Genomic DNA, 20,079 nt, shown 5'->3' on the forward strand with positions numbered 1-20,079 from the left:
AAAAAAATTGAATGCCTACAGTGGGGGTAATCCAACCGAATCGAGGTCGACCGCAATGAGCCTTACCGAACCGATCGAGCGCCTGTGGGGCGGCCGCTTCCAGTCGAAACCGTCCGACGCGCTGCAGAACTTGTCGCGCTCCGATCCGAGTTTCTTCCGTCTCGTGCCGTACGACCTCGCGGGCTCCTGCGCGCATGCGCGCGAGTTGAATCGCGCTGGCATCGTGAACGACGAAGAGCTCGCACAACTGCTGGCCGCCATGGACGGCATCGCGCGCGACCACGCGGCCGGTGCGATCGCGCCGTCGCTCGCGGACGAGGACGTGCACACCTTCCTCGAGCGCGTGCTCACGCAGCGGCTGCCGGCACTGGGCGGCAAGCTGCGCGCCGGGCGCTCGCGCAACGACCAGGCGGCGAACGACCTGCGCCTGTACCTGCGCGACAAGGCCCGCCAGCTCGTGCGCGGCGTGCTCGACCTGCAGGATGCGTTGATCGGCCAGGCGAGCCGGCACGTCGACACGGTAACCGCCGGATTTACCCACCTGCAGCCCGCGCAGCCGATCGTGTTCGGTCATCAGTTGCTCGCGCACGCGCAGTCGCTGTATCGCGACGTCGATCGCCTCGTCGACTGGGACCGCCGCACCGCGCGTTCGCCGCTCGGCGCGGCCGCGCTCGCGGGCTCGGCGATCTGCGTGCGGCCCGAGCTGTCCGCGCGGGAACTCGGTTACGACGCGCCGTGCGAGAACTCGATCGACGCGGTGGCCGCGCGCGATCACGTCGCCGAATTCGTATTCGTCACGAGCATGCTGGCCGTGAACCTGTCCCGGCTGTCGGAAGAAGTGATCCTGTGGACGTCGCGGCAATTCCGCTGGGTGGAACTCGACGATGCCTATGCGACCGGCAGCTCGATCATGCCGCAGAAGAAGAACCCGGACATCGCGGAACTCGCGCGCGGCAAGGCGGGGCGCCTGATCGGCAACCTGACGGGCCTGCTCGCGACGCTGAAGTCGCTGCCTCTCGCGTACAACCGCGATCTCGCGGAAGACAAGATCGCGGCGTTCGATTCGATCGACACGCTCGAACTCGTGCTGCCGGCGATGGCGGGGATGATCCGCACGATGCGTGTGAACGTCGACGAGATGCGTCGCCAGGCGCCGCTCGGCTTCACGCTCGCGACCGAGGTGGCGGACTGGCTCGCGCTGACGGGCGTGCCGTTCAGCGAGGCGCACGAGATCACCGGCACGCTCGTGCGCGCGTGCGAGCGGGACGGGATCGAGCTGGCCGACGCGAGCGCGGAACAGTTGCAGGCCGTCGACACCCGCCTCGCGCCCGCGGTGCGCGCGCACCTGACGCTCGACGCGGCCGTCGCGGCCCGCGGCGGGGCGGGCGGCACGTCACCCGCGCGCGTGCGCGAGCAGATCGACCGCCTGAGCGACGCGATCGAACGCCAGTCCGCATGGGCAGCCGACTACCGGGGGCCGTCATGCTGAGCGCATCCGAATCGGGCCGTCTCGATGATACGCCGGAGCCGGCCGCCCGCGCCGCGGACGATATCGCCGGGTTCGTGCGCGTGCGCCGGCGCTACTGGGGCCGCTATGTCGCGTCGATCGCGATCATTGCCGCGCTCGCGTATGTGGCGGTCGCGTTCGCGCGCGGACAGATCGAATGGCGCGTCGTCGGCCAGTTCCTGACCGCACGCTCGATCCTGACGGGGCTCGGCAACACGATCGTGATGACCGTCCTCGCGATGACGCTCGGCGTCGTGCTGGGCGTCGTCACAGCGGTGATGCGGCTGTCGTCGAACCCGGTGCTCGGCGCGATCGCGCACGGCTACATCTGGTTGTTCCGCGGCACGCCGGTGATCCTGCAACTGCTGCTGTGGTTCAACCTCGGGCTGGTGTTTCCGACGCTCGGCATCCCGGGTATCGCCGAATACCGGACCGTCGACGTGATGACGCCGTTCCTCGCGGCGGTGCTCGGGCTCGGCATCAATCAGGGGGCCTATACGTCGGAAGTCGTGCGGGCGGGGCTGCTGTCGGTCGACACGGGCCAGTACGAGGCCGCGAAATCGATCGGCATGGCGCGCCTGCAGGCGCTGCGCCGGATCATCCTGCCGCAGGCGATGCGCGTGATCGTGCCGCCGATCGGCAACGAGCTGATCGGCATGGTCAAGCTGACGTCGCTCGCGAGCGTCGTGCAGTACGCGGAGATGCTGCACAACGCGCAGAACATCTATTACGCGAACGCCCGCGTGATCGAGCTGCTGATCGTCGCGGGTATCTGGTATCTCGCGATCGTCACCGTGCTGTCGCTCGCGCAGGCCCGCGTCGAGCGGCGTTTCGCGCGCGGCGCGGGCCGGGCGGCGGGCCGCACATGAACGACACGACCCTCAACCCTCGGGAGAACGTCATGACCAACGCGGTCGTTCGCGCGGTCGACGTACGCAAGTCGTACGGCGATTTCCAGGCGCTGCACGGCATCACGCTCGACGTCGAGCCGGGTGAAGTGCTGTGCATCATCGGCCCGTCGGGCTCGGGCAAGAGCACGTTCCTGCGCTGCATCAACCAGCTCGAGACGATCAGCGCCGGCGCGCTGTGGGTCAACGGCGAACTGGCCGGCTACCGGCGCGCCGGCGACCGGCTCCACGAACTGTCGGAGCGTCAGGTTGCGCGCCAGCGGCTGGCGACGAGCATGGTGTTCCAGCGCTTCAACCTGTTTCCGCACAAGACCGCGTTCGAGAACGTGATCGAAGGCCCGGTGCAGGTGCTCAAGCGCCGCCGCGCGCAAGCGGAGGAGGAAGCGCGCGCGCTGCTCGCGCGCGTCGGGCTCGCGCACAAGTGCGACGCGTTTCCGGTCGAGCTGTCCGGCGGCCAGCAGCAGCGCGTCGCGATCGCGCGGGCGCTCGCGATGCATCCGCAACTGATCCTGTTCGACGAACCGACGTCGGCGCTCGACCCCGAACTGGTTGGTGAAGTGCTGGCCGTGATGCGCGACCTCGCGAAGAGCGGGATGACGATGATCGTCGTCACGCACGAGCTCGGGTTCGCGCGCGAGGTGGCCGACCGCGTGGTGTTCATGGACGGCGGCCGGATCGTCGAGAGCGGGCCGCCCGGCCAGGTGCTGTCCGCGCCGACGCATGCGCGCACGCGCGAGTTCATCTCCGCCGTGCTTGCATGACCGGGCCGGGCGCCCCGTTTTGCAGCGCCCCAACGATCGAGCCGTCGACGCGCGCGGCATCGTCCCCATTCCTCCATCATGACAAGGCGACACCCATGAAAGCATCCGTCCTGACCCGCACGCTGGCCGCCGTCGCATTCGGCGCACTCGCGCTTCATGCATCGTTCGCCGCCGCGCAATCGGCAAACGCGAAACGCACGCTGAACGTCGCGATCGTGCCGAACTATCCGCCGTTCGAATACAAGGATCCGGCGACCGACAAGCTGGCGGGCTTCGACGTCGATCTCGGCGAGGCGCTCGCCGCGAAGATGGGCGCGAAGCTGAACTGGGTCGAAACGAGCTTCGACCAGATGATGAGCGCGGTCGCGACGCAGCGCGTCGACATGATCCTGTCCGGCATGACCGACCTGCCGACGCGCCGCGACGCGGTGACGTTCGTCGACTACATCGAGACCGGCCCGCAGTTCTATACGCTGAAGACGCGCGCGGGCGAGTTCGCGCAGATGGGCGCGCTGTGCGGCAAGCGCGTCGGCTCGAGCCGACGCACGTCGTTCCCCGACAACACCACCGCGTGGAGCGCCGAGAACTGCGTGAAGGCCGGCAAGCCGGCGATCATCGTCGTCGGTACGGACGGCTCGTCGGACGCGCGGATGCAGTTGCGCCAGAACCGTATCGACGCGGCCGTGCAGGGCGGCGAAACGCTGCCGTACCAGAACAGCCTCGAGCAGAACGCGTATGCGCCGGTGGGCAAGCCGTTCCTGTCGCAATACACGGGCATCGGCGTCGCGAAGCGCAATACCGCGCTGAGCGGCGCGCTGACGACGGCGCTCAACCAGCTGATCGCGGATGGCTCGTATCAGAAGCTGCTCGCGAAGTGGGGGCTCCAGGAGCATGCGGTCGCGAAGGCGATGGTCAACGGCACCCACTGAGCGCGCGATGACGGACCTGGCTCCCCGCTGGCCGGACGCGAAGCGCGCGTGCGTCGCGCTCGCGTTCGATCTCGACGGCCCGACCGGCGACGCGATGCTGAACGGGTCGATCTGGCGCAACCCCGCGTATTTCACGCTCGGCAGCTACGGGCCGTGGCGCGCGCTCGGACGGCTGCTCGACATGCTTGCGTCGTTCGGCCTGCCCGCGACGTTCTTCGTGCCCGCGTGGGTCGCGCGCACCTGGCCCGACCAATGCGCGGCCATCGTCGAGCGCGGCCACGAGATCGGATATCACGGTTACCGGCACGAAGCGTTCTGGGCGCTCGAGCCCTGGCGGCAGCGCGAGATCATGGCACAGTCGGCCGACATCTTCGAGCGCACGCTCGGCGTGCGGCCGGTCGGGTTCCGCACACCGTCGGGTGACTGGAGCGACGCGACGGTGGCTGTGCTGCGCGAAGCGGGCGTGCGCTATTCGAGCTCGATGCGGGGCGACGACCGTCCGTACCTGCTGCCCGGCGCGGACGGCGAGCCGCCGCTCGTCGAGATTCCCGGCCGCTGGGAGACCGACGATTACGCGTCGCTTGCGTATCACCGCAACCCCGACTATCCGGCGGGGCTCGACCGGATCGCCGGCTACGACGCGACGCTCGACAACTGGACGCGCGAATTCGACGGGATATACCGCGAAGGGCTGTGCCTGACGACGCTGCTTCATCCGAAAGTCTGCGGCAAGCCGGGGCGCATCGCGCTGCTGGAGGCGTGGCTCGGCCACATGTGCGCGCAGGATGGCGTGTGGTTCGCGCGCTGCCGCGACGTGGCCGACTGGTGGCTCGCGCAGCACGCGCACGGCGCGCAACCCACGCACCGGAGCGACATGTGAACACACCTTGTGCTTGGCCGGGCGGCGCGCGATGCGCGGTCGCGATCACGGTCGACTTCAACGACATTCATGGCATCCAGACACGCGAGCCGCGCATCGTCGGCCGGGAAAAATCGCTGTCGGTGTGGCGCTACGGCGCGACGCGCGGCGTCGACCGGCTGCTCGCCGCGTTCGACGAATTCAGCGTACCGACGAGCTGGTTCGTGCCGGGCCGCGTCGCGCAGACGCATGGCGGCGCCGTGCGGGCGATCGCCGCCGCCGGCCACGAGCTCGGCGTGAGCGGTTTTCGCTGCGAGGATTTCGACGCGCTGCCGCTTGCCGCGCAGATGGACGCGTGCCGTGCCGGGCGGGCGGCGCTCGCGGACGCGACCGGACACTGCGCGGAAGGCTTTCGCTCGTTCACCGGCAACTGGGCCGACGGCTTTGCGGATTTTCTCGTGGCGGAAGGCTTCACGTGGTCGTCGTCGTGGCGCGGCGACGATTTGCCGTACCTGCATCCGCGCGCCGGCGCAGGCGCGACCGACCTGCGGCTCGTCGAGCTGCCGCTGCACTACGAACTCGAGGACGAGCCGTACTTCGAGTTCAACCTGTCGCCGCCGGTGCCGGCCGGTCAGCCGCGCATCGCCGCGTATCGCGACGTGCTCGACAACTGGCGGCGCGATGTCGACGGGTTTCGGCGCTTCGGGCTGTGCTGCGTGCTGCGGCTGCATCCCGAAATCATCGGCACGGCAGGGCGGATCGACCTGCTGCGTGCGTTGCTCGCGCACCTGCGCGATGCGGGCGACGTCTGGTTTGCGACCGGGCGCGATGTTGCGCGTTGGTGGCGCGAGCAGGCTCACGACAATGAGCCGAACCATCCGGTCGACGTGTTTGCACGCTGCGTGGCAGACGCGTCGGCGCGATGACGATGGATACCGAAACGCGCGCGACGCGGCTCGCGACGTTTGTCGCGCAAACGCCTGCCGCCGCGGTGCCTGACGATGTCGTCGCCAAGGCCACGCGTCATGTGCTCGATACGTTCGGTGCCGCACTGGCTGGCACCTCGGCCGTCGAGACGCGCAGCGCACGTGCGCTCACCGGCGCGGTCGTGCGCGACGGTGCGTCGCTGTGGGGCACGCGGTGCAAGGCAAGCGCGCGCGACGCCGCGTTCGTCAACGGGATCGCCGCACACGCGCTCGAGCTCGACGATGCCGGCGGCTGCGATCATTCGGGCGCCGTCGTGCTGCCGGCCGTGCTCGCCGCGTTGTCATGCGCGGACCGCCCCGTGACCGGCCGGGAATGCGTGACCGCAATCGTGCTCGGCTACGACGTCGGCCGCCGCGTGCTGGAAGCCGCCGGCGGCTACTCGGCTCACAACGGTGCCGGCTGGCACTCGACGCTCAGTTGCGGCGTGTTCGGCGCGGCGGCCGCGAGCGCACGCGTGCTCGGACTCGACGCCGCGCGCACGCGCGACGCGCTCGGCCATGCGGCAAGTTTCTCCGGTGGTCTGTGGGGCTTCATCCACGACGGCTCGCAGACGAAGCGGCTGCATGCCGGCCGGGCGGCGGAAGGCGGCGTGCTCGCGGCGCTGCTGGCACGCGAAGGTGTGACGGGCCCGGCCAGCGTGTTCGACGACGTGTGGGGTGGCTTCTTCAATACGTTCGCCGCGCAATCGCATGCGCCCGACGCACTGACCGACGGCCTCGGCGCGCACTGGAAACTGATGCGCTGCTCGATCAAGCCGCACGCGTCGTGCCGCAGCGCGCATGCGGCAATCGACGCGGCGCTGCAGCTTGCGGACGGTCACACGTTCGACGCCGGCGAGATCGAGCGCGTGGTCGTGCGGGCGAGCGCGTTCGTGGCCCGGATGTGCGGCGGCCGCGACCTGTCGACGCTGTCGTCGGCGCAGATGAGCCTGCCGTACGCGGTGGCGGCGGCCCTCGCGTATGGCGACACGGGGATCGGCGTTTATCGCGACGACAGGCGGATGGATTCGCGCGTCACGGCGTTGCTCGCACGTATCGCGATCGAGGTCGATCCGGCGCTGGGCGATCTCGACGAGCCGACGGTGAGCCTGCATCGCGCGGACGGACGGCGGGAATCGCGTCACGTGCCGATCGCGCTCGGCGATCCGCGCAATCCGTTGTCCGACGCGGCGCTGCTGGCGAAGTATCGTGCGCTGGCGGGCATGGCGCTCGAGCATGCGCAGGTCGATGCGTTGAGCGACGCGTGCCTGTCGCTGGAGCGGTTGGCGGACGCGCGGATGCTGAACGCGCTGCTCGCGGGGAATGCGCGCTAAACGGCTCGTGAGGATCCGTGAAACGCTGGCCGGTCCAGTTCGGCTTCGACGCAAGCGTATAAGCGAACGCACCGGCAACGGGGCAGGTCGGCGTGAAGTGCTATGCGGCGAGCGACCGATAGATGTTGACCACGGCGGTGCCCGTAAACGTGGAGTGGATCAGCCGATCTGCGTGACACAGCAAGCAACCACGCGCCGGGGCGACACAGCGTGTTTTTTTCGGGATTCGGCCGGATACCCCGGAGCGTGGCGGGCCCGCGACAGCCCGGGCAATGTTTCCCGTGCAGGTGTTATATTGCGCGCGCATGCGCCCCGACCGATGAGCCAAGAGCCGTAGTACCCGCGGACCGGCGCGCCAGAGAACGACAACAGAAACGGGTCCGTCGCGCCATCGGTCCAGCCTCTCCGTGACCAGTGCCAGGCCGATGGGTCGATGCATCGAGGGGATCAACATGAACCGGGTCTATCGGCTGGTCTGGAACCGCACCTTGCGCGCCCCGCAAGTGGTATCCGAACGCACACGAGCGTCGCACGGCGGGATCGACGCCAGCCATGGCGCCATGCCTGCGCGCCGCTGCGCCGCTTCCATCATTTCCATCGGCATGTCGCTCGGCCTGGCGGGCACGGCCCTCCCGGGCTGGGCCGCCACGTGCACTGTCAGCACCATCGCGAATTGCAGCGCCCCCGGCGGCGACGGTATCCCGGACCGCAGCGGCAACGGCGGCAGCGGTAACGGCGGTGGCGGTGGTGCCTCTGCGTTGGGCGGAGGCACCACCACGATTCAGGTTCCTGGCGGGCCCACGTCGGGCGGGACAGGCGGAACCGGTGCCATGAACGACAGTGGCCAGAGCGGCCCCGGCGGGGCGCCCGGCGTAGCGCCCGCCGGCGATGCCGTGATCAACGGGAACACTCAAGGCGGCGCTGGCCAGGGCTTCGACGGATTCAATTTCGCGGGTGGTGGCGGCGGCGGTGGCGCGGGCGTGTATTCCACCGGCACCGGCGTGACCGTCAACAACGGCGTGACGGTGCAGGGCGGCACAGGCGGAAATGGCGGCGCCGGCACATCGGGGCCTGCCTCCAACGGTGGCGGTGGCGGAGGCGGGGGCGGTGCGCTGGTGATCGTGACGCCGGCGGCCGATGTGACGAACCGCGGCACGCTCATTGGCGGAAATGGCGGCAACGGGGGAGGCGGCGGAAACCCCGGGGGCGGCGGTGGTGGCGGCGACGGGCTGCTGACCGTGGGACCGGGTTCGCAGGTGACCAACCTTGGGACGATCGTGGGTGGCGTGGGCGGTGCCGCTGGCGGTGGCGGAAGCACGGCCGGCGCCAGCGGCGCAGGCGTCAACCTGGGCGGTGGCTTCACCGTGCTGTCCAACGTCGGCGCGATCACGGGCGGTGCCGGCAACGGCGGGGCCGCGGGAGCGGGTGTCATCGCCAATGGCGGCGATGTCATCGTCAACGGCGGCACGATTGCGGGCGGCCTGTTCGCGGATGGCGTGACGCGCGCGGCAGCCATCCGGTTCAACGGAGCGAACGATACGCTGCAGTTGGTCGGCGGGTCCAACATCATCGGTGACCTCGACGTGGCAGCGGGTGCGTCGGCCACCATCACCGCGGGCACGCCGGGGCTTGCACTGTCCAACCACATCACGCTCGGCGATGTCGCGTCCCGCGTGACCTTGAACTCAAACACGACCGATCTCGCGGTTTCAGGCGTCATATCGGGGACGGGCAACGTGGCCGTGAGCGGCAGCCACACGATCACGCTGACGGGTGACAGCACCTATACCGGCGGCACCACGATCAGCGCCGGCACGCTGCAGATCGGCAATGGCGGAGCCACCGGCTCCGTCGTCGGCGACATCGTCAACAACGGCACGCTGGCTTTCAACCGCAGCGACACGGTGTCGTATGGCGGCACCATCAGCGGGACGGGCAGCCTCGTGCAGGCGGGTACCGGCACGCTGGCGATAGCCGGCGCCGCCGGCTATGCGGGGAGCACCACCGTCAATGCGGGCACGCTCGCGCTGATCGGCGCGGGCAGCATTGCTGCTTCCAGTGGGGTTATCAACAACGGCACGTTCGATATCTCGGGGACTACCTCCGGGGCGACGATCAATGCGCTGACTGGCACGGGCACGGTTGCGCTGGGCGGCCAGACGCTGACGCTGGCCAATGCGGCCGGCACGTTCGGCGGAACCATCGGCGGTACGGGTGCGGTGACCGTCGGCGGCGGTACGCAAACGCTGTCGGCGGTGAACACCTACACGGGCGTCACCACCGTCAATGCCGGCACGCTCGCGTTGACCGGCGCGGGCAGCATTGCTGCTTCCAGCGGGGTCGTCAACAACGGCACGTTCGATATCTCGGGGACTACCTCAGGGGCCACGATCAATGCGCTTACCGGCACGGGCACGGTTGCGTTGGGCGGCCGGACGCTGACGCTGGCCAATGCGGCCGGCACGTTCGCCGGAACCATCGGCGGTACGGGTGCAGTGATCGTCGGCGGCGGTACGCAAACGCTGTCCGGGGCGAACACCTACACGGGTGTCACCGCTGTCAATGCCGGTACGTTGGCATTGATCGGCGCGGGCAGCATTGCCACTTCCAGCGGGGTCGTCAACAACGGCATGTTCGATATCTCGGGGACCACCGCAGGGGCCATGATCAATGCGCTGACGGGCACGGGCACGGTTGCGCTGGGCGACCAGACGCTGACGCTGGCCAATGCGACCGGCACGTTCAGTGGTGCCATTGGCGGCACCGGCGGGCTCACTGTTGCGGGCGGCACGCAGAACCTGTCGGGCGCCAACGGTTATACCGGCGCAACATCGATCAGCGCCGGCACGCTCGCGCTGTCAGGCGCCGGCAGCATTGCCAACTCCAGCGGCGTCATCAACAACGGCACGTTCGACATTTCCGGGACGACCTCCGGCGCAACCGTCAACGCGCTGACTGGCACGGGCACGGTCGCGCTGGGCGGCCGCACGCTGACGCTGGCCAATGCGTCCGGCACGTTCAGTGGCGCCATCGGCGGCACCGGCGGGCTCACCGTGGCGGGCGGCACGCAGACGCTGTCCGGCGTGAACACTTATACCGGGGCGACGATGGTCAACGCGGGCACGCTCGCGTTGTCGGGTGCCGGCCGGCTTGCCTCTTCCACGTCGGTCACGCTGGCCGGCGCAACGGCCGCGCTCGATCTGTCCGCCGGCGGCAGCCAGACGGTCGCGCATCTCTCCGGCGTGGCAGGCAGCCGCGTGGTGCTCGGCGGCAATGCGCTCACGCTGTCGGACGACTCGTCGCAAACATTCAGCGGCAGCCTCAGCGGCACCGGCGGTTTGGTCAAACAGGGCGCGGGCACGCTGACGCTGAACGGTGTCAGCAGCGCGTTCTCCGGGACGACGACGGTGGCTGGCGGCACGTTGGCCGTGGGCGACGCGGCTAATGCCGGTGCGGTGTTGGGCGGCAATGTTGTGGTGAACTCGCTTGGCACGTTGCGCGGCCACGGCACGGTATCGGGCGACGTCAGCAGCAGCGGCGTGGTCGCGCCGGGCGGCTCCATCGGAACGCTGTCCGTGGGCGGCAACTATACCCAGGCGGCCGGCGGCACCCTGTCGATCGAGGTCAGCCCGACGGAGGCGTCGCAACTTCGCGTAGGCGGTGCCGCGACGCTCAACGGCTCATTGGCCGTTCTGTTCGATCCCGGCACCTATACCGCACGCCGCTACACCGTGCTGAGTGCCGCCAACGGCGTGACGGGCCGCTTCGCGAACGTCGGCACCACCACGGCCGGCGCGAATCTCGGCGCGTTGCAGTCATCGGTGGACTACGGTGCCAATGGAGTCGACTTGCTGCTCGCCGAAGCCGCCGGGCCCACGCCGGCCGGCCCGACTGTCATCGCGCCGACCAAGACCTCCATCTACACCGCGCTCGGCACGACGGCATTGCTTCAGGCGCAGGGCGCCAGTTCGACGCTGCTCGGCCGTCTGGTGGGCCCGCAGGATAACGCGGCCGGTTCGCGCAACGTATGGGCCGTTGCCAGCGGTTCCAGCACCAAGGTGGGCGGCACGGGCGGCGCGCCCGGCTTTCTCACCCACGCCTATGGGTTCCTGGCGGGCGCGGGAGGACGGCTCGGCGATGCGACGGTCGGTGCGGCCGGCGGCTACACGCACACCACGCTGGGTGAGGACACGACAGGCGCATCGGGTGCCATCGATACGCTGCGTGTCGCCCTGTATGGCGCGCAGCCCGTGGGTGCAGTCAACCTGTCGGCCACGGTCGGCTATGGGCTCGATTTCCTGTCGCAGAAGCGGCCGTTCGGCAGCGCGGGTACTGCCGAAGGCGATCATCTCGGCCACGAGTTCACCGCCGCGACGCAGGCCAGCCTGCCCATGGACGCCGGCGGCCTTCGGATCGCGCCGCATATCGGGCTCCGGTATGCGTACGTGCGCGGCAGCGGCTTCGGCGAGAGTGGCGCCAACGGCCAGAACCTGCACGTCGGCCCCGACAGCGCGAGGAGCCTCCAGCCTTACGTCGGCGTCTCGCTCGACAAGGCCTTCGGCGATGCCCTGCGCCCCGTCAACGTACAGCTTCGCGTGGCCTATGCGCACGAGGTGCTGGGCGCGCGCCGCGTCGTCCAGGTGGGAAGCCAGGACGGGACCGTGTTCGCCGCGCCGGGCACCGATCTGCCGCGTTCATTCCTGACCACGGGCGCCGGCGTCACGCTTCAAGCCGCCAAGGCGACCACGGTATCGCTCGGGTTCGATGCGACGATCGACACGAGCCATGTGTCGGCGCAGTCGGCGTATGTGCGGGTCAATCACGCGTTCTGACTGCGGGGGTATGGATTTGGCTGTGCGGTTGCGCTTCGCATCCGCGCGACCGCGACCCGACACAGGCGCCAGCTAGGCGCAAGCGATTGCGCCATTCGGTTCATGAACACCTGCACCCGCACCGGCAGGTTCCGCCGGTGCGAGTGCGCCAGCGACACCGGGCATCGGTGGAGGCGGGAAGTCGTGCAGCCCGTCGACGTGCGTGTAGCCGCGCGACCACCATGCCCAATGCGTCCTGAGGAACGATCTCGAACCTGTCTCGCCGCGCATCGTCACGTGCTCCGTACCGTTGCGGCCATGGCCGCCGACTTCCGCAGCGATCGCTACGGCATCAACCGATCGAGCAGCGGCGACCGGAAGATCCGGCTCGGGTCGTAGCGTTCGAGCGTCGCGCGCGCCGCATCCCAACTGCTCGACGTCGGCTGGCCGTCACGATGCAGGTTCGGGATCGTGGTCGCGAGCATCGTGCCGTCCTGCCACGCGGCCGTGTCGGTATAGCCCCAGCCCTTCGACCATTCGGGGCGCAGCGTCGCATACGAACCGGTGTAGTTCGCGAGCATCCATTGCTCGATCTCGCGATAGAAGCGATCGGCGCCCGGCGTGCCCGGTAACGTCAGGATATCGAACCATACGGCGATGTCCCATTCGGGGTGGTCGGGGCGCGGCTTGAGCGCGGACAGCGTGGGAACGACCGCGCCGGCGCCGGCATCGGCCGGCTTGTCGAGACCGGTGACACGGATCTCGACGGGACCGTTGATCGGGTACTCGCCGCGTGCCTTGTACGCGTCGATCCGATTCTGATAGAACTGCACGAATTCGCTGATCACGCGCTGCACGTCGGCGCGCCGCGCCAGTATCGCGTAGCCGTTCGCGGTGACGCGCAGCGTCGTCGGCCGAATGTACTGCAGCACGGTGCGCGACCAGCCCCAGATGTCCCCGCTCAGCGTGAGTGCGAGGCCGGCGGTCGTGATGGCCAGCTGCGTCTGGCCGAACAATGGCGTCAATGCGCCTTCGCCGCCGATCACGATCCGCTTGACGAGATCCGAGATGGACTGCGAGATCGAATCGGAAAACGGATAGTTGTAGGGCTGCGTGACGGCGCGCGACAGGAGCGGCTTGCCGGGCGTCGGCGTCCAGACCTTGAGCCACGGGCTGGTCGTGAACGGGAACCAGATCGCTTCCATCCGGCCCGAGCGATCGAGAAACGACGCGATGGTGCGGCCCGGCGTGCCGGCCGGCGCAAACAGTTCGGACGACGGAATGTCGACGAAGCTCTGGCAGCGCAGCCGCTGGTTCGGGCCTGCAATCAGCGTGACTTCGACGACGAACGCCATCCCGATGTGCGCGAGGAACGCGCCGATCTCGGGATCGCTGCGCTCGAACCGGCGCAGCACGTATTGCTGCCGGGCCGCATCGAACACGACCGCGGTCAGCGCGACCACGAGATTGCTCAGCGAGCCGTAGGTGTGACCCGGTTGCAGGGTCTCGCCGGCCGCCGGTACGGCGGTGCCGTGCGCGTCGATCGCGAGCGCACCGCCGAGCGTGATGCCGCCCGGCGCGGGCGCGGCGATCACGCCGAGCCCATATTGCTCGAGCGTCGCGAGCAGCGCCTCCAGCGAGACGCCCGTTTGCGCGGTGACGCGCGCCGGACGCGCCGACGTGTCGACGGAGACGGCCGTGAGCGACTGCGTCGTATCGAGCAGCACGAGGTTCGCCGCGCCGGCGCTCGGGTCCAGCGTCAGCGGCGACCAGTTGTGCATGTAGCCGCGCGGGCGTATCCGGTAGCCGTTCGCGCGCGCCCAGTTGACTGCCGCGACGACGTCGTCGGCGGAACGCGGCGCGGCGGTCCATACGTCCTGCACGGCGATCTCGCCACTCCAGTTCTGGAACGCCTGCTTGTAAAGCGGGATATTGGCCGGGAAGCCGGGCGGTGTCGCGCCAGCCGTCCGCGCGTGCGCCGCAATCTGGTAAAGCGGCGTCCAGCCGGTGACGACGCCGGCCGCCGCGAGCTTCGCCATGTCGGCGAGGAAGGCGCGGCGCGGCGCAGGTTCGTCTCGGAAGTCGTGACTCATGGTGTGCTCCAATTTTTCGGAATTGTTTTGCAGATTGGAAAGACGACAAGTGGCGCGTTGAGACCGGTGCGGCAATTCGGGCAGCCGTGACGCGCGGGAAGCGTTGCGTGTTGGCGGGCCAGGATTGAAAAGCGCGATGCGTTCGGCAATGCGCGGCCGCACCTCAGCACGGATGTCCAAGGGGAAATCGGAAAACCGCCGGGCGACTTCTTCAATTGGCCGTCGGCCTGTCCTGCCGGCAGACGGATAGGGAGATTCGATTGAATAGCGCGTGGCGAAGCGCTCGCCGCGACGATCGACAAAAGATGATTGCGCGTGAATATTAATTTACATATTTCGTTTTTTTAAATAAACCAGCCCGTAATTTAAAATCGATTGACGATGCATTATTTATTCCGTTGGAAAGCGTAACAATTTATTTATCGGGCGGCAAGTGGTGGAGTTGACAAATTCCGCGCCCTTCAATATGGAAATTTTATGACTGGCAATGGCTTCGCCATTTGTGGGTATTTTGCAACACCGGTGTGGGCGGTGCTGAAGATGATGTTCGCGGCAATTTTTATCGCTTGAAAGGGTAATCAACGGCCCGCCGCCGCAGGCCGACGACGGGGATTATGTTTTATCGGCACATAGATCGAATCGATCGTTGAGAAACGCGAAACAATATCCGGACGACACTGCTGGAGGCCAGGTCGGCGGGCGAGAAGAGCATGATGAAAATCAACAATTCGCCTCTCGCTTAAGGATTCGGATGAGAATCCGTGGTATGTGGCACCGAGACAATTTTTACAAACTTTCGTGGTAAATGGATGTTGATTTATCCAGAAAACTTAGAATCGCATCGCTGCGCAGCGCGCAGATCGATCGATTTCAGGATCGCGCGCGGCGTGACTAAAAAAATGGACATAACGGTAACTGCAAGGATTTTAAATCGTCGCTATCATACGCGGCTGGGATATGCAGGGATCAAATTCAATGGAAAGAACCGTTTCGTTTTTTGTTCGTGATTTTTGTTGAATTCGGCGGGAATAAAGTCAGCTCCGGGCTGACGCCGGGTTTTCCGATTCTGGGATTCAGCGCGTCCGGCGGCATGGCGTTTTCATCCAGCAACGCTCATTGACTGAAATGGATGTTTCAGCTTCTCGCAGCGCTCGCCGGTAAGGATCGTCCATCAATGCGACGCCACCTGCATGGCGCCGTCCAGTAAGGAGGAAACATCGTGCCTGTTTCATGCTTGTCATCGGGCTGTTCGACCGTCGGTGACGAGGCTGCGCTCGCCGTGCCTGAAGGTCGTTCGCACGAGCATGGCGTCTTCCGGATCGCGGGCTGGGCATGCTTGCCCGACCGTCCCGGCCCCGAACGCGATCCCGCATCGAACTGAACAGGGAGCGGCGCGCCGCCATTTCGCGTGAGCCGAACGCCTCGGCGCGCGATGGCGGCGGCGCATCGCCCGCCAACAGAGGCACGCGACGAAGCGTGACGAAACGCGCGCCGCGCACACCGTGCCGGCTCGCCCGCGCTGGCGTTGCGTCGCCGTCCTCAAGAATGCACAACAAGGAGAGTCAGATGTTCGCGAAGCTCGGGAAGGTGATTTCGAGCGCCGGCAGTGAGCGGTTCGCATCCGACATGCATGCATTGCTGGTCGAATCGATTCCACTCGCGATCACCCGGATGACGGAATGGACGCTCGACGAGCCGGCGGGCGAAGTCGTTCGCGTACAATCGCTCGGCGCGTTCGGCGTGCCGGCCGACGACGGGCGCGCCGGCGCGCCGGCCGCGCACGGCGAGCGGGAACCGGCAGCGCATCCGCTGTCGAACCGGATCGTGGCTGCCTGCGACCGGCAGCTCATTCACATCAATCCGCTGATGCGGCGCGGCAATGGCGGCAATGGCGGCGAAGTCGCGCCGCCGCGCGCGCCGGGCGGCGGATTTCAGTGCCATCTCGTGTCGGGCAAGGCGAATCGCCGCTACGTGATCTCGCTGCATCGAACGGCATCGCATCGCGACTTCTCGTTGCAGGAGATGTCGTTCCTGAAGAGTTTCGCCGATACGCTGCTGCCGCTCGTCGAGTGGCATGCGTCGACGCGCCGGCACGGCGAACTCGAAGGCGCGGCGGCGCCCGGTGCGACGCCGGCCATGCCCGGCGTCGAGGCGCTGCGCCACGAGTTCGAATCGCGGCTCGCGCGCGCGGCGGTCGTGCTGTCGGCGCGCGAAAGCGAAGTGTGCCTCGGCCTGCTCGCGGGCAAGATGCTGCGCGAAATGGCTGGCGAGCTCGGGGTGAAGGAAAGCACGGTCGAGACGTACATCAAGCGCGCCGCGGTGAAGCTCGGCATCAGCGGCCGGCACGGGCTCACGAAATGGATGATCGACGATTACGTGCCGTGCGCGTCGGCGGCGTGATGCCGTCACGCCAGGCGCGCACGTCGATACCCGGCGCACGACGAGCGCCACCGGCCGACGTGCCGGAATGAGAATGGCTGCCGCGCGTGCCCGCACCGCCGCGCGTCGTCGCGGGCGATGACGGCGAGGTCACGGGGTGCGGCAGTTCGGTCTGCGTCGCCGGCCGGATTGCCGGCGCGCGACGGGAGGGGCAGGCCGGCGGCCGCCATCCCGTGTAGTTTCGCGCGTCGCCTGCGTAGGCAGCACGCGCGTTCGGGCCGCGAGCCTTCAGGTTCCGATGCACGGCGCCGCGCAGTCGCGCGGCGCGTTTCTCGTGCCGTCCCGGCCGGCGTCCGTCGCGGTCCCGGCCGTCTCCTCGAGCATCCAGCGCGTCAGGCCATGACGCCCGCCGAAGCCCAGCTTGACGGCTGCCCGCTTCAGATAGGTTTCGACGGTGCTTTCGCGCAGCGCGAAACGCACGGCGATGGCGGACACCGTGTCGCCGGCCAGCAGCGCCGTGCATGCCTCGATCTCGCGCGCGGACAACTTGACGCCGGCTTGCCGCAAACGATCGGCGAACCGCCGCGCCACGCGCTCCCGGCCCGATTGCGTCGCCGCCGGCGCGGCGCTGGTCACACGGGCGACCGGTGGAGCCGAATCGAGCGCCGAGACATGGCTCTCGACGATCGGAAACAGCACGTGCGAGAGCTCCTCGAGGAAGCTCCGCTCACGCGGCGAGAAATCGTCGAACGTATTCGCGCGATACAACGAGATCACGTAATAGTGGCCCCGCTTGCGGGTCACCAGATGGAATTGCACGCGATGCGGCGGCACGGTCTCCGCCTGCATGAGGAAGAAGCGGTCGAGCAGCGCGTGGGTGGGGGCATGGCCGACGAGCGTGTCGGAGACGTGCACGCGGCTCGTGTCGAGGCGCGGCGGCATCCGCGGCCCGTGACAGGCAGCGGCCGGGCCGGCCTTCGTGAGCGCCGCGCCGGCCACGCCGAGGCTGCGCATTCCGAGATCGCCGTCAGGCGCGGCGTCGGCCGCGAACGCCGAAATGCGCATTTCGTCGACGGGGACCGCCGCGCAGATCAGGCTGTACATCATGCGGGGAAAGCGTCGGGTCCCGCTGGTCGAGATCGCTTCGCCGACGTGTGCGAACAATCTGCTGAACTCCATGAAAGGATTCCTGATGAGACGTTGAAGCTGCGCTTGCGCGCATGGTTGCCGACGTGATTTAAACACCCCATTGCGAACGCGTCTGTAACGGATAGCCGGGACAGCCGATGAATCGCCGGCTGCCGAATCCGGCGTGGCGCGCGGCTCATCCCGCGACTTCGGCTCGCACGGCACACATGGCCGTATCGGAGAAGATGCGGCCGCTATCCAGGCGAATGACGCGGTCCGCCAGCTTGAAATACTGATCGTCATGGGTGATGATCACGACGCATTTCCCGCGGGATTTCAGATCGGGAACCAGCACTTCATAGAAAAATCGCTTGAAAACCGGATCTTGATCGGCGGCCCATTCGTCCAGGATGTAAATCGGACGATCTTCGATGTACGCGCAAAGCAACGCCAGCCGCTTGCGTTGTCCTGTCGATAAAGCCCTGGTCGTCGAGTACGTCTTGCCGTTGATCTCGACCTTGCCCGCCAATTTCAGCGTGTCGAGGTATTGCCGCGCAAGTTCGATGCTGCCATTTTCCCCATCCGGCCCGATGATGCGGTTGAACAAATGGAAATCGGTGAATACGGCGGAAAACAGGTTGCGGTACCGTTCCCTGGCATCGTCGTCGATGACTTGTCCATCGAGCGCAATATGGCCTTCAGTCGGCGCATAGAGGCCGCTGAGTACCTTGCCCAACGTGCTCTTGCCGCTGCCGTTGCCACCGATGACATAGACGAGCTCGCCGGCATGAATCGTCATATTGATGGGGCCAAGCACGAAGTCGGCCGACGACTCGTTGTCGCGGTAGTTCATCTTCACGTCTTGCAGCTCGATGCGCTTCCATGGCTTTGCCGATGACGATTCCCCGGTGCCAGCGGCGGCCGGTTCCTTGGGTGAATCCTGCGTGTCGTCGAGCAGAAAGCCGAATTCCGCCAACCGCGCGAGCGCGGTCTTGCCTTCGGCCACGATCGGCAGAATATTGATCAGCATGGTCAGCGGGCCCATCATGTACAGAACGGCCAGAATGCTCGCCGTGAGTACGGAAGGGGCCACGACGCCGAGCGAAGGTACGCCGAACAGCAGGAATCCGAGCAGGACCGCTACCGTGATCTGGCCGATGCTGTCGCCGCCCATGAACCAGAAGCGTTCGATGTAATTGAATCCTGCCACGCGCTTCGACGACAATTCGATCGCGGCTCGGGTGAACCAGCGCCGCCTCGCCCGGTTGAGCTTGAGCTCCTTGATGCCGAACACGAGGCCATGCGTATATTCATTGAACTGGACAAATTCATCGCGCACCCGCTCCGTGAAATTGACCGCCTTTCGATAGAAAAACAGATAAAGCACCAGGCCGACGATGGTCAGGAGGATCGTCGAAGCGAAGACAATCCACGAGAGATAGGCGAGATAGACGATGCTGCATATCAAGACGACGGATTGAACAATGATCGTCGGCAGGGTGAGCAGGGTCTGGCTCAGTTGCGGAATGTCCTGAGTCAGCATGGTCAGCACATGCGGGGCGCCGCGCCTGTCGATTTCATCGAGCGGGGTCGCCAGGATCCTTTTGCACAGGTTGACGCGCAATTTCGTCATGACTTTCATGCACGCATAGGAGGGCATCACGGCAGCACTGCTTCTGCATAGAACGGCGACGACATTCACCGCAACGAACAGCAGCAACAGCGTCTGTCGATCCTCCCCGTCATGCAGCACCCGGCTGATCAATCCGACGCCCACGATCGACGCGATGCCGCTGACGAGGCCCGTCAGGACCGTGCCCAGCGTTAACCAGGGATGACTGCGCCACATCAGGGTGGCGGCCGAATGCCACGGCGGCGATTTACTTTGAGCGGAATCCATGAGTTGCCAATATGACTCAGTTGATCAGGTGGCTGAGTTCGACATTGTTTGCCGCTGATCTCAACCTCGACGAGGTTTCGTGCTTGCCCAGGAACGTGATGCTTTCCACGATTTCCAGCGGCGAGTCGGAAAACAGGATGCAGCACTTCAGCAAGCGCTGCGCACGGTCCCAACCGAGGCTCGATGAATCGGCCACGCTGCGCACTGCAGCCTCGATCGACGCGACTGTCCAGCTGGGCTCATGTGTCAGCCGCGAATCGATCAGTCGAAGAAACTGCAGGAGGGTGCGGGGATTCCCTTCTATGCTGTACATCAGCACGTAATCCACCCGCCGTTTCTTCGTGATCAACGGGAAAATCAGGTCGATCACGTCGGCGGTCGATTCGCATTTCCCGTAAGCGAGCGAAATTGCCTCGCCGAGCTTGCAGTCCCGGTGGAGCGAATCGAGCGCGGACTTGACGAACGCCGCTTCGAGGTCGACGGTGGTGATTTTCATGATCTTCAA

General features: G+C 66.9%; 13 protein-coding genes. 9 read left to right on the top strand and 4 right to left on the bottom strand.

Going from position 1 to position 20,079, the window contains the following annotated elements:
- The first annotated feature begins 55 nt into the window (after positions 1–55).
- From argH to BAMB_RS32175, 8 genes are all read left to right on the top strand, one after another.
- Complete coding sequence (gene argH / locus BAMB_RS32140; protein ID WP_011661327.1) at positions 56–1,489, top strand: argininosuccinate lyase; 1,434 nt, start codon at positions 56–58, stop codon at positions 1,487–1,489.
- The gene (locus BAMB_RS32145) at positions 1,483–2,376 is read left to right on the top strand and encodes an amino acid ABC transporter permease (RefSeq protein ID WP_011661328.1); all 894 of its coding nucleotides are present in this window, start codon (positions 1,483–1,485) and stop codon (positions 2,374–2,376) included. The genes argH and BAMB_RS32145 overlap by 7 nt, the downstream gene beginning before the upstream one ends.
- The gene (locus BAMB_RS32150) at positions 2,373–3,176 is read left to right on the top strand and encodes an amino acid ABC transporter ATP-binding protein (protein ID WP_041491825.1); all 804 of its coding nucleotides are present in this window, start codon (positions 2,373–2,375) and stop codon (positions 3,174–3,176) included. The genes BAMB_RS32145 and BAMB_RS32150 overlap by 4 nt, the downstream gene beginning before the upstream one ends.
- Positions 3,177–3,271: 95 nt before the next feature.
- Positions 3,272–4,105, top strand: a complete 834-nt coding sequence (locus BAMB_RS32155; protein ID WP_041491826.1) for an ABC transporter substrate-binding protein — start codon at positions 3,272–3,274, stop codon at positions 4,103–4,105.
- A 7-nt stretch (positions 4,106–4,112) separates the two neighbouring features.
- On the top strand, positions 4,113–4,985 hold the full coding sequence (locus BAMB_RS32160) for a polysaccharide deacetylase family protein (RefSeq protein WP_011661331.1): 873 nt from the start codon (positions 4,113–4,115) through the stop codon (positions 4,983–4,985).
- Complete coding sequence (locus BAMB_RS32165) at positions 4,982–5,890, top strand: polysaccharide deacetylase family protein (protein WP_011661332.1); 909 nt, start codon at positions 4,982–4,984, stop codon at positions 5,888–5,890. The genes BAMB_RS32160 and BAMB_RS32165 overlap by 4 nt, the downstream gene beginning before the upstream one ends.
- Positions 5,887–7,263, top strand: coding sequence for an MmgE/PrpD family protein (locus BAMB_RS32170; protein ID WP_011661333.1), 1,377 nt, complete (start codon positions 5,887–5,889; stop codon positions 7,261–7,263). Before BAMB_RS32165 ends, BAMB_RS32170 begins: the two co-directional genes overlap by 4 nt.
- A 452-nt stretch (positions 7,264–7,715) precedes the next feature.
- Positions 7,716–12,095, top strand: coding sequence for an autotransporter-associated beta strand repeat-containing protein (locus BAMB_RS32175; protein WP_011661334.1), 4,380 nt, complete (start codon positions 7,716–7,718; stop codon positions 12,093–12,095).
- Between the two features lie 323 nt (positions 12,096–12,418).
- On the opposite strand, the gene BAMB_RS32180 is transcribed toward BAMB_RS32175, so the two are convergent.
- On the bottom strand, positions 12,419–14,167 hold the full coding sequence (locus BAMB_RS32180; protein ID WP_011661335.1) for a cholesterol oxidase substrate-binding domain-containing protein: 1,749 nt from the start codon (positions 14,165–14,167) through the stop codon (positions 12,419–12,421).
- A 1,566-nt stretch (positions 14,168–15,733) separates the two neighbouring features.
- On the opposite strand from BAMB_RS32180, the gene BAMB_RS32185 reads away from it, so the two are divergent.
- On the top strand, positions 15,734–16,567 hold the full coding sequence (locus BAMB_RS32185) for a helix-turn-helix domain-containing protein (protein WP_127456119.1): 834 nt from the start codon (positions 15,734–15,736) through the stop codon (positions 16,565–16,567).
- A 267-nt stretch (positions 16,568–16,834) separates the two neighbouring features.
- On the opposite strand, the gene BAMB_RS32190 is transcribed toward BAMB_RS32185, so the two are convergent.
- Genes BAMB_RS32190 through BAMB_RS32200 form a run of 3 tightly spaced genes read right to left on the bottom strand, consistent with a single transcriptional unit; the run spans position 16,835 to position 20,070 of the window.
- Complete coding sequence (locus tag BAMB_RS32190; protein WP_227739238.1) at positions 16,835–17,899, bottom strand: helix-turn-helix transcriptional regulator; 1,065 nt, start codon at positions 17,897–17,899, stop codon at positions 16,835–16,837.
- Positions 17,871–19,574, bottom strand: a complete 1,704-nt coding sequence (locus BAMB_RS32195) for a cyclic peptide export ABC transporter (protein ID WP_011661339.1) — start codon at positions 19,572–19,574, stop codon at positions 17,871–17,873. Before BAMB_RS32195 ends, BAMB_RS32190 begins: the two co-directional genes overlap by 29 nt.
- A 16-nt stretch (positions 19,575–19,590) precedes the next feature.
- Entirely contained in the window at positions 19,591–20,070 is a 480-nt protein-coding gene (locus tag BAMB_RS32200; protein WP_227739236.1) for a hypothetical protein, read from the bottom strand.
- Between the last annotated feature and the right edge of the window lie 9 nt (positions 20,071–20,079).

The organism is Burkholderia ambifaria AMMD, assembly GCF_000203915.1.
GTDB lineage: Bacteria > Pseudomonadota > Gammaproteobacteria > Burkholderiales > Burkholderiaceae > Burkholderia > Burkholderia ambifaria.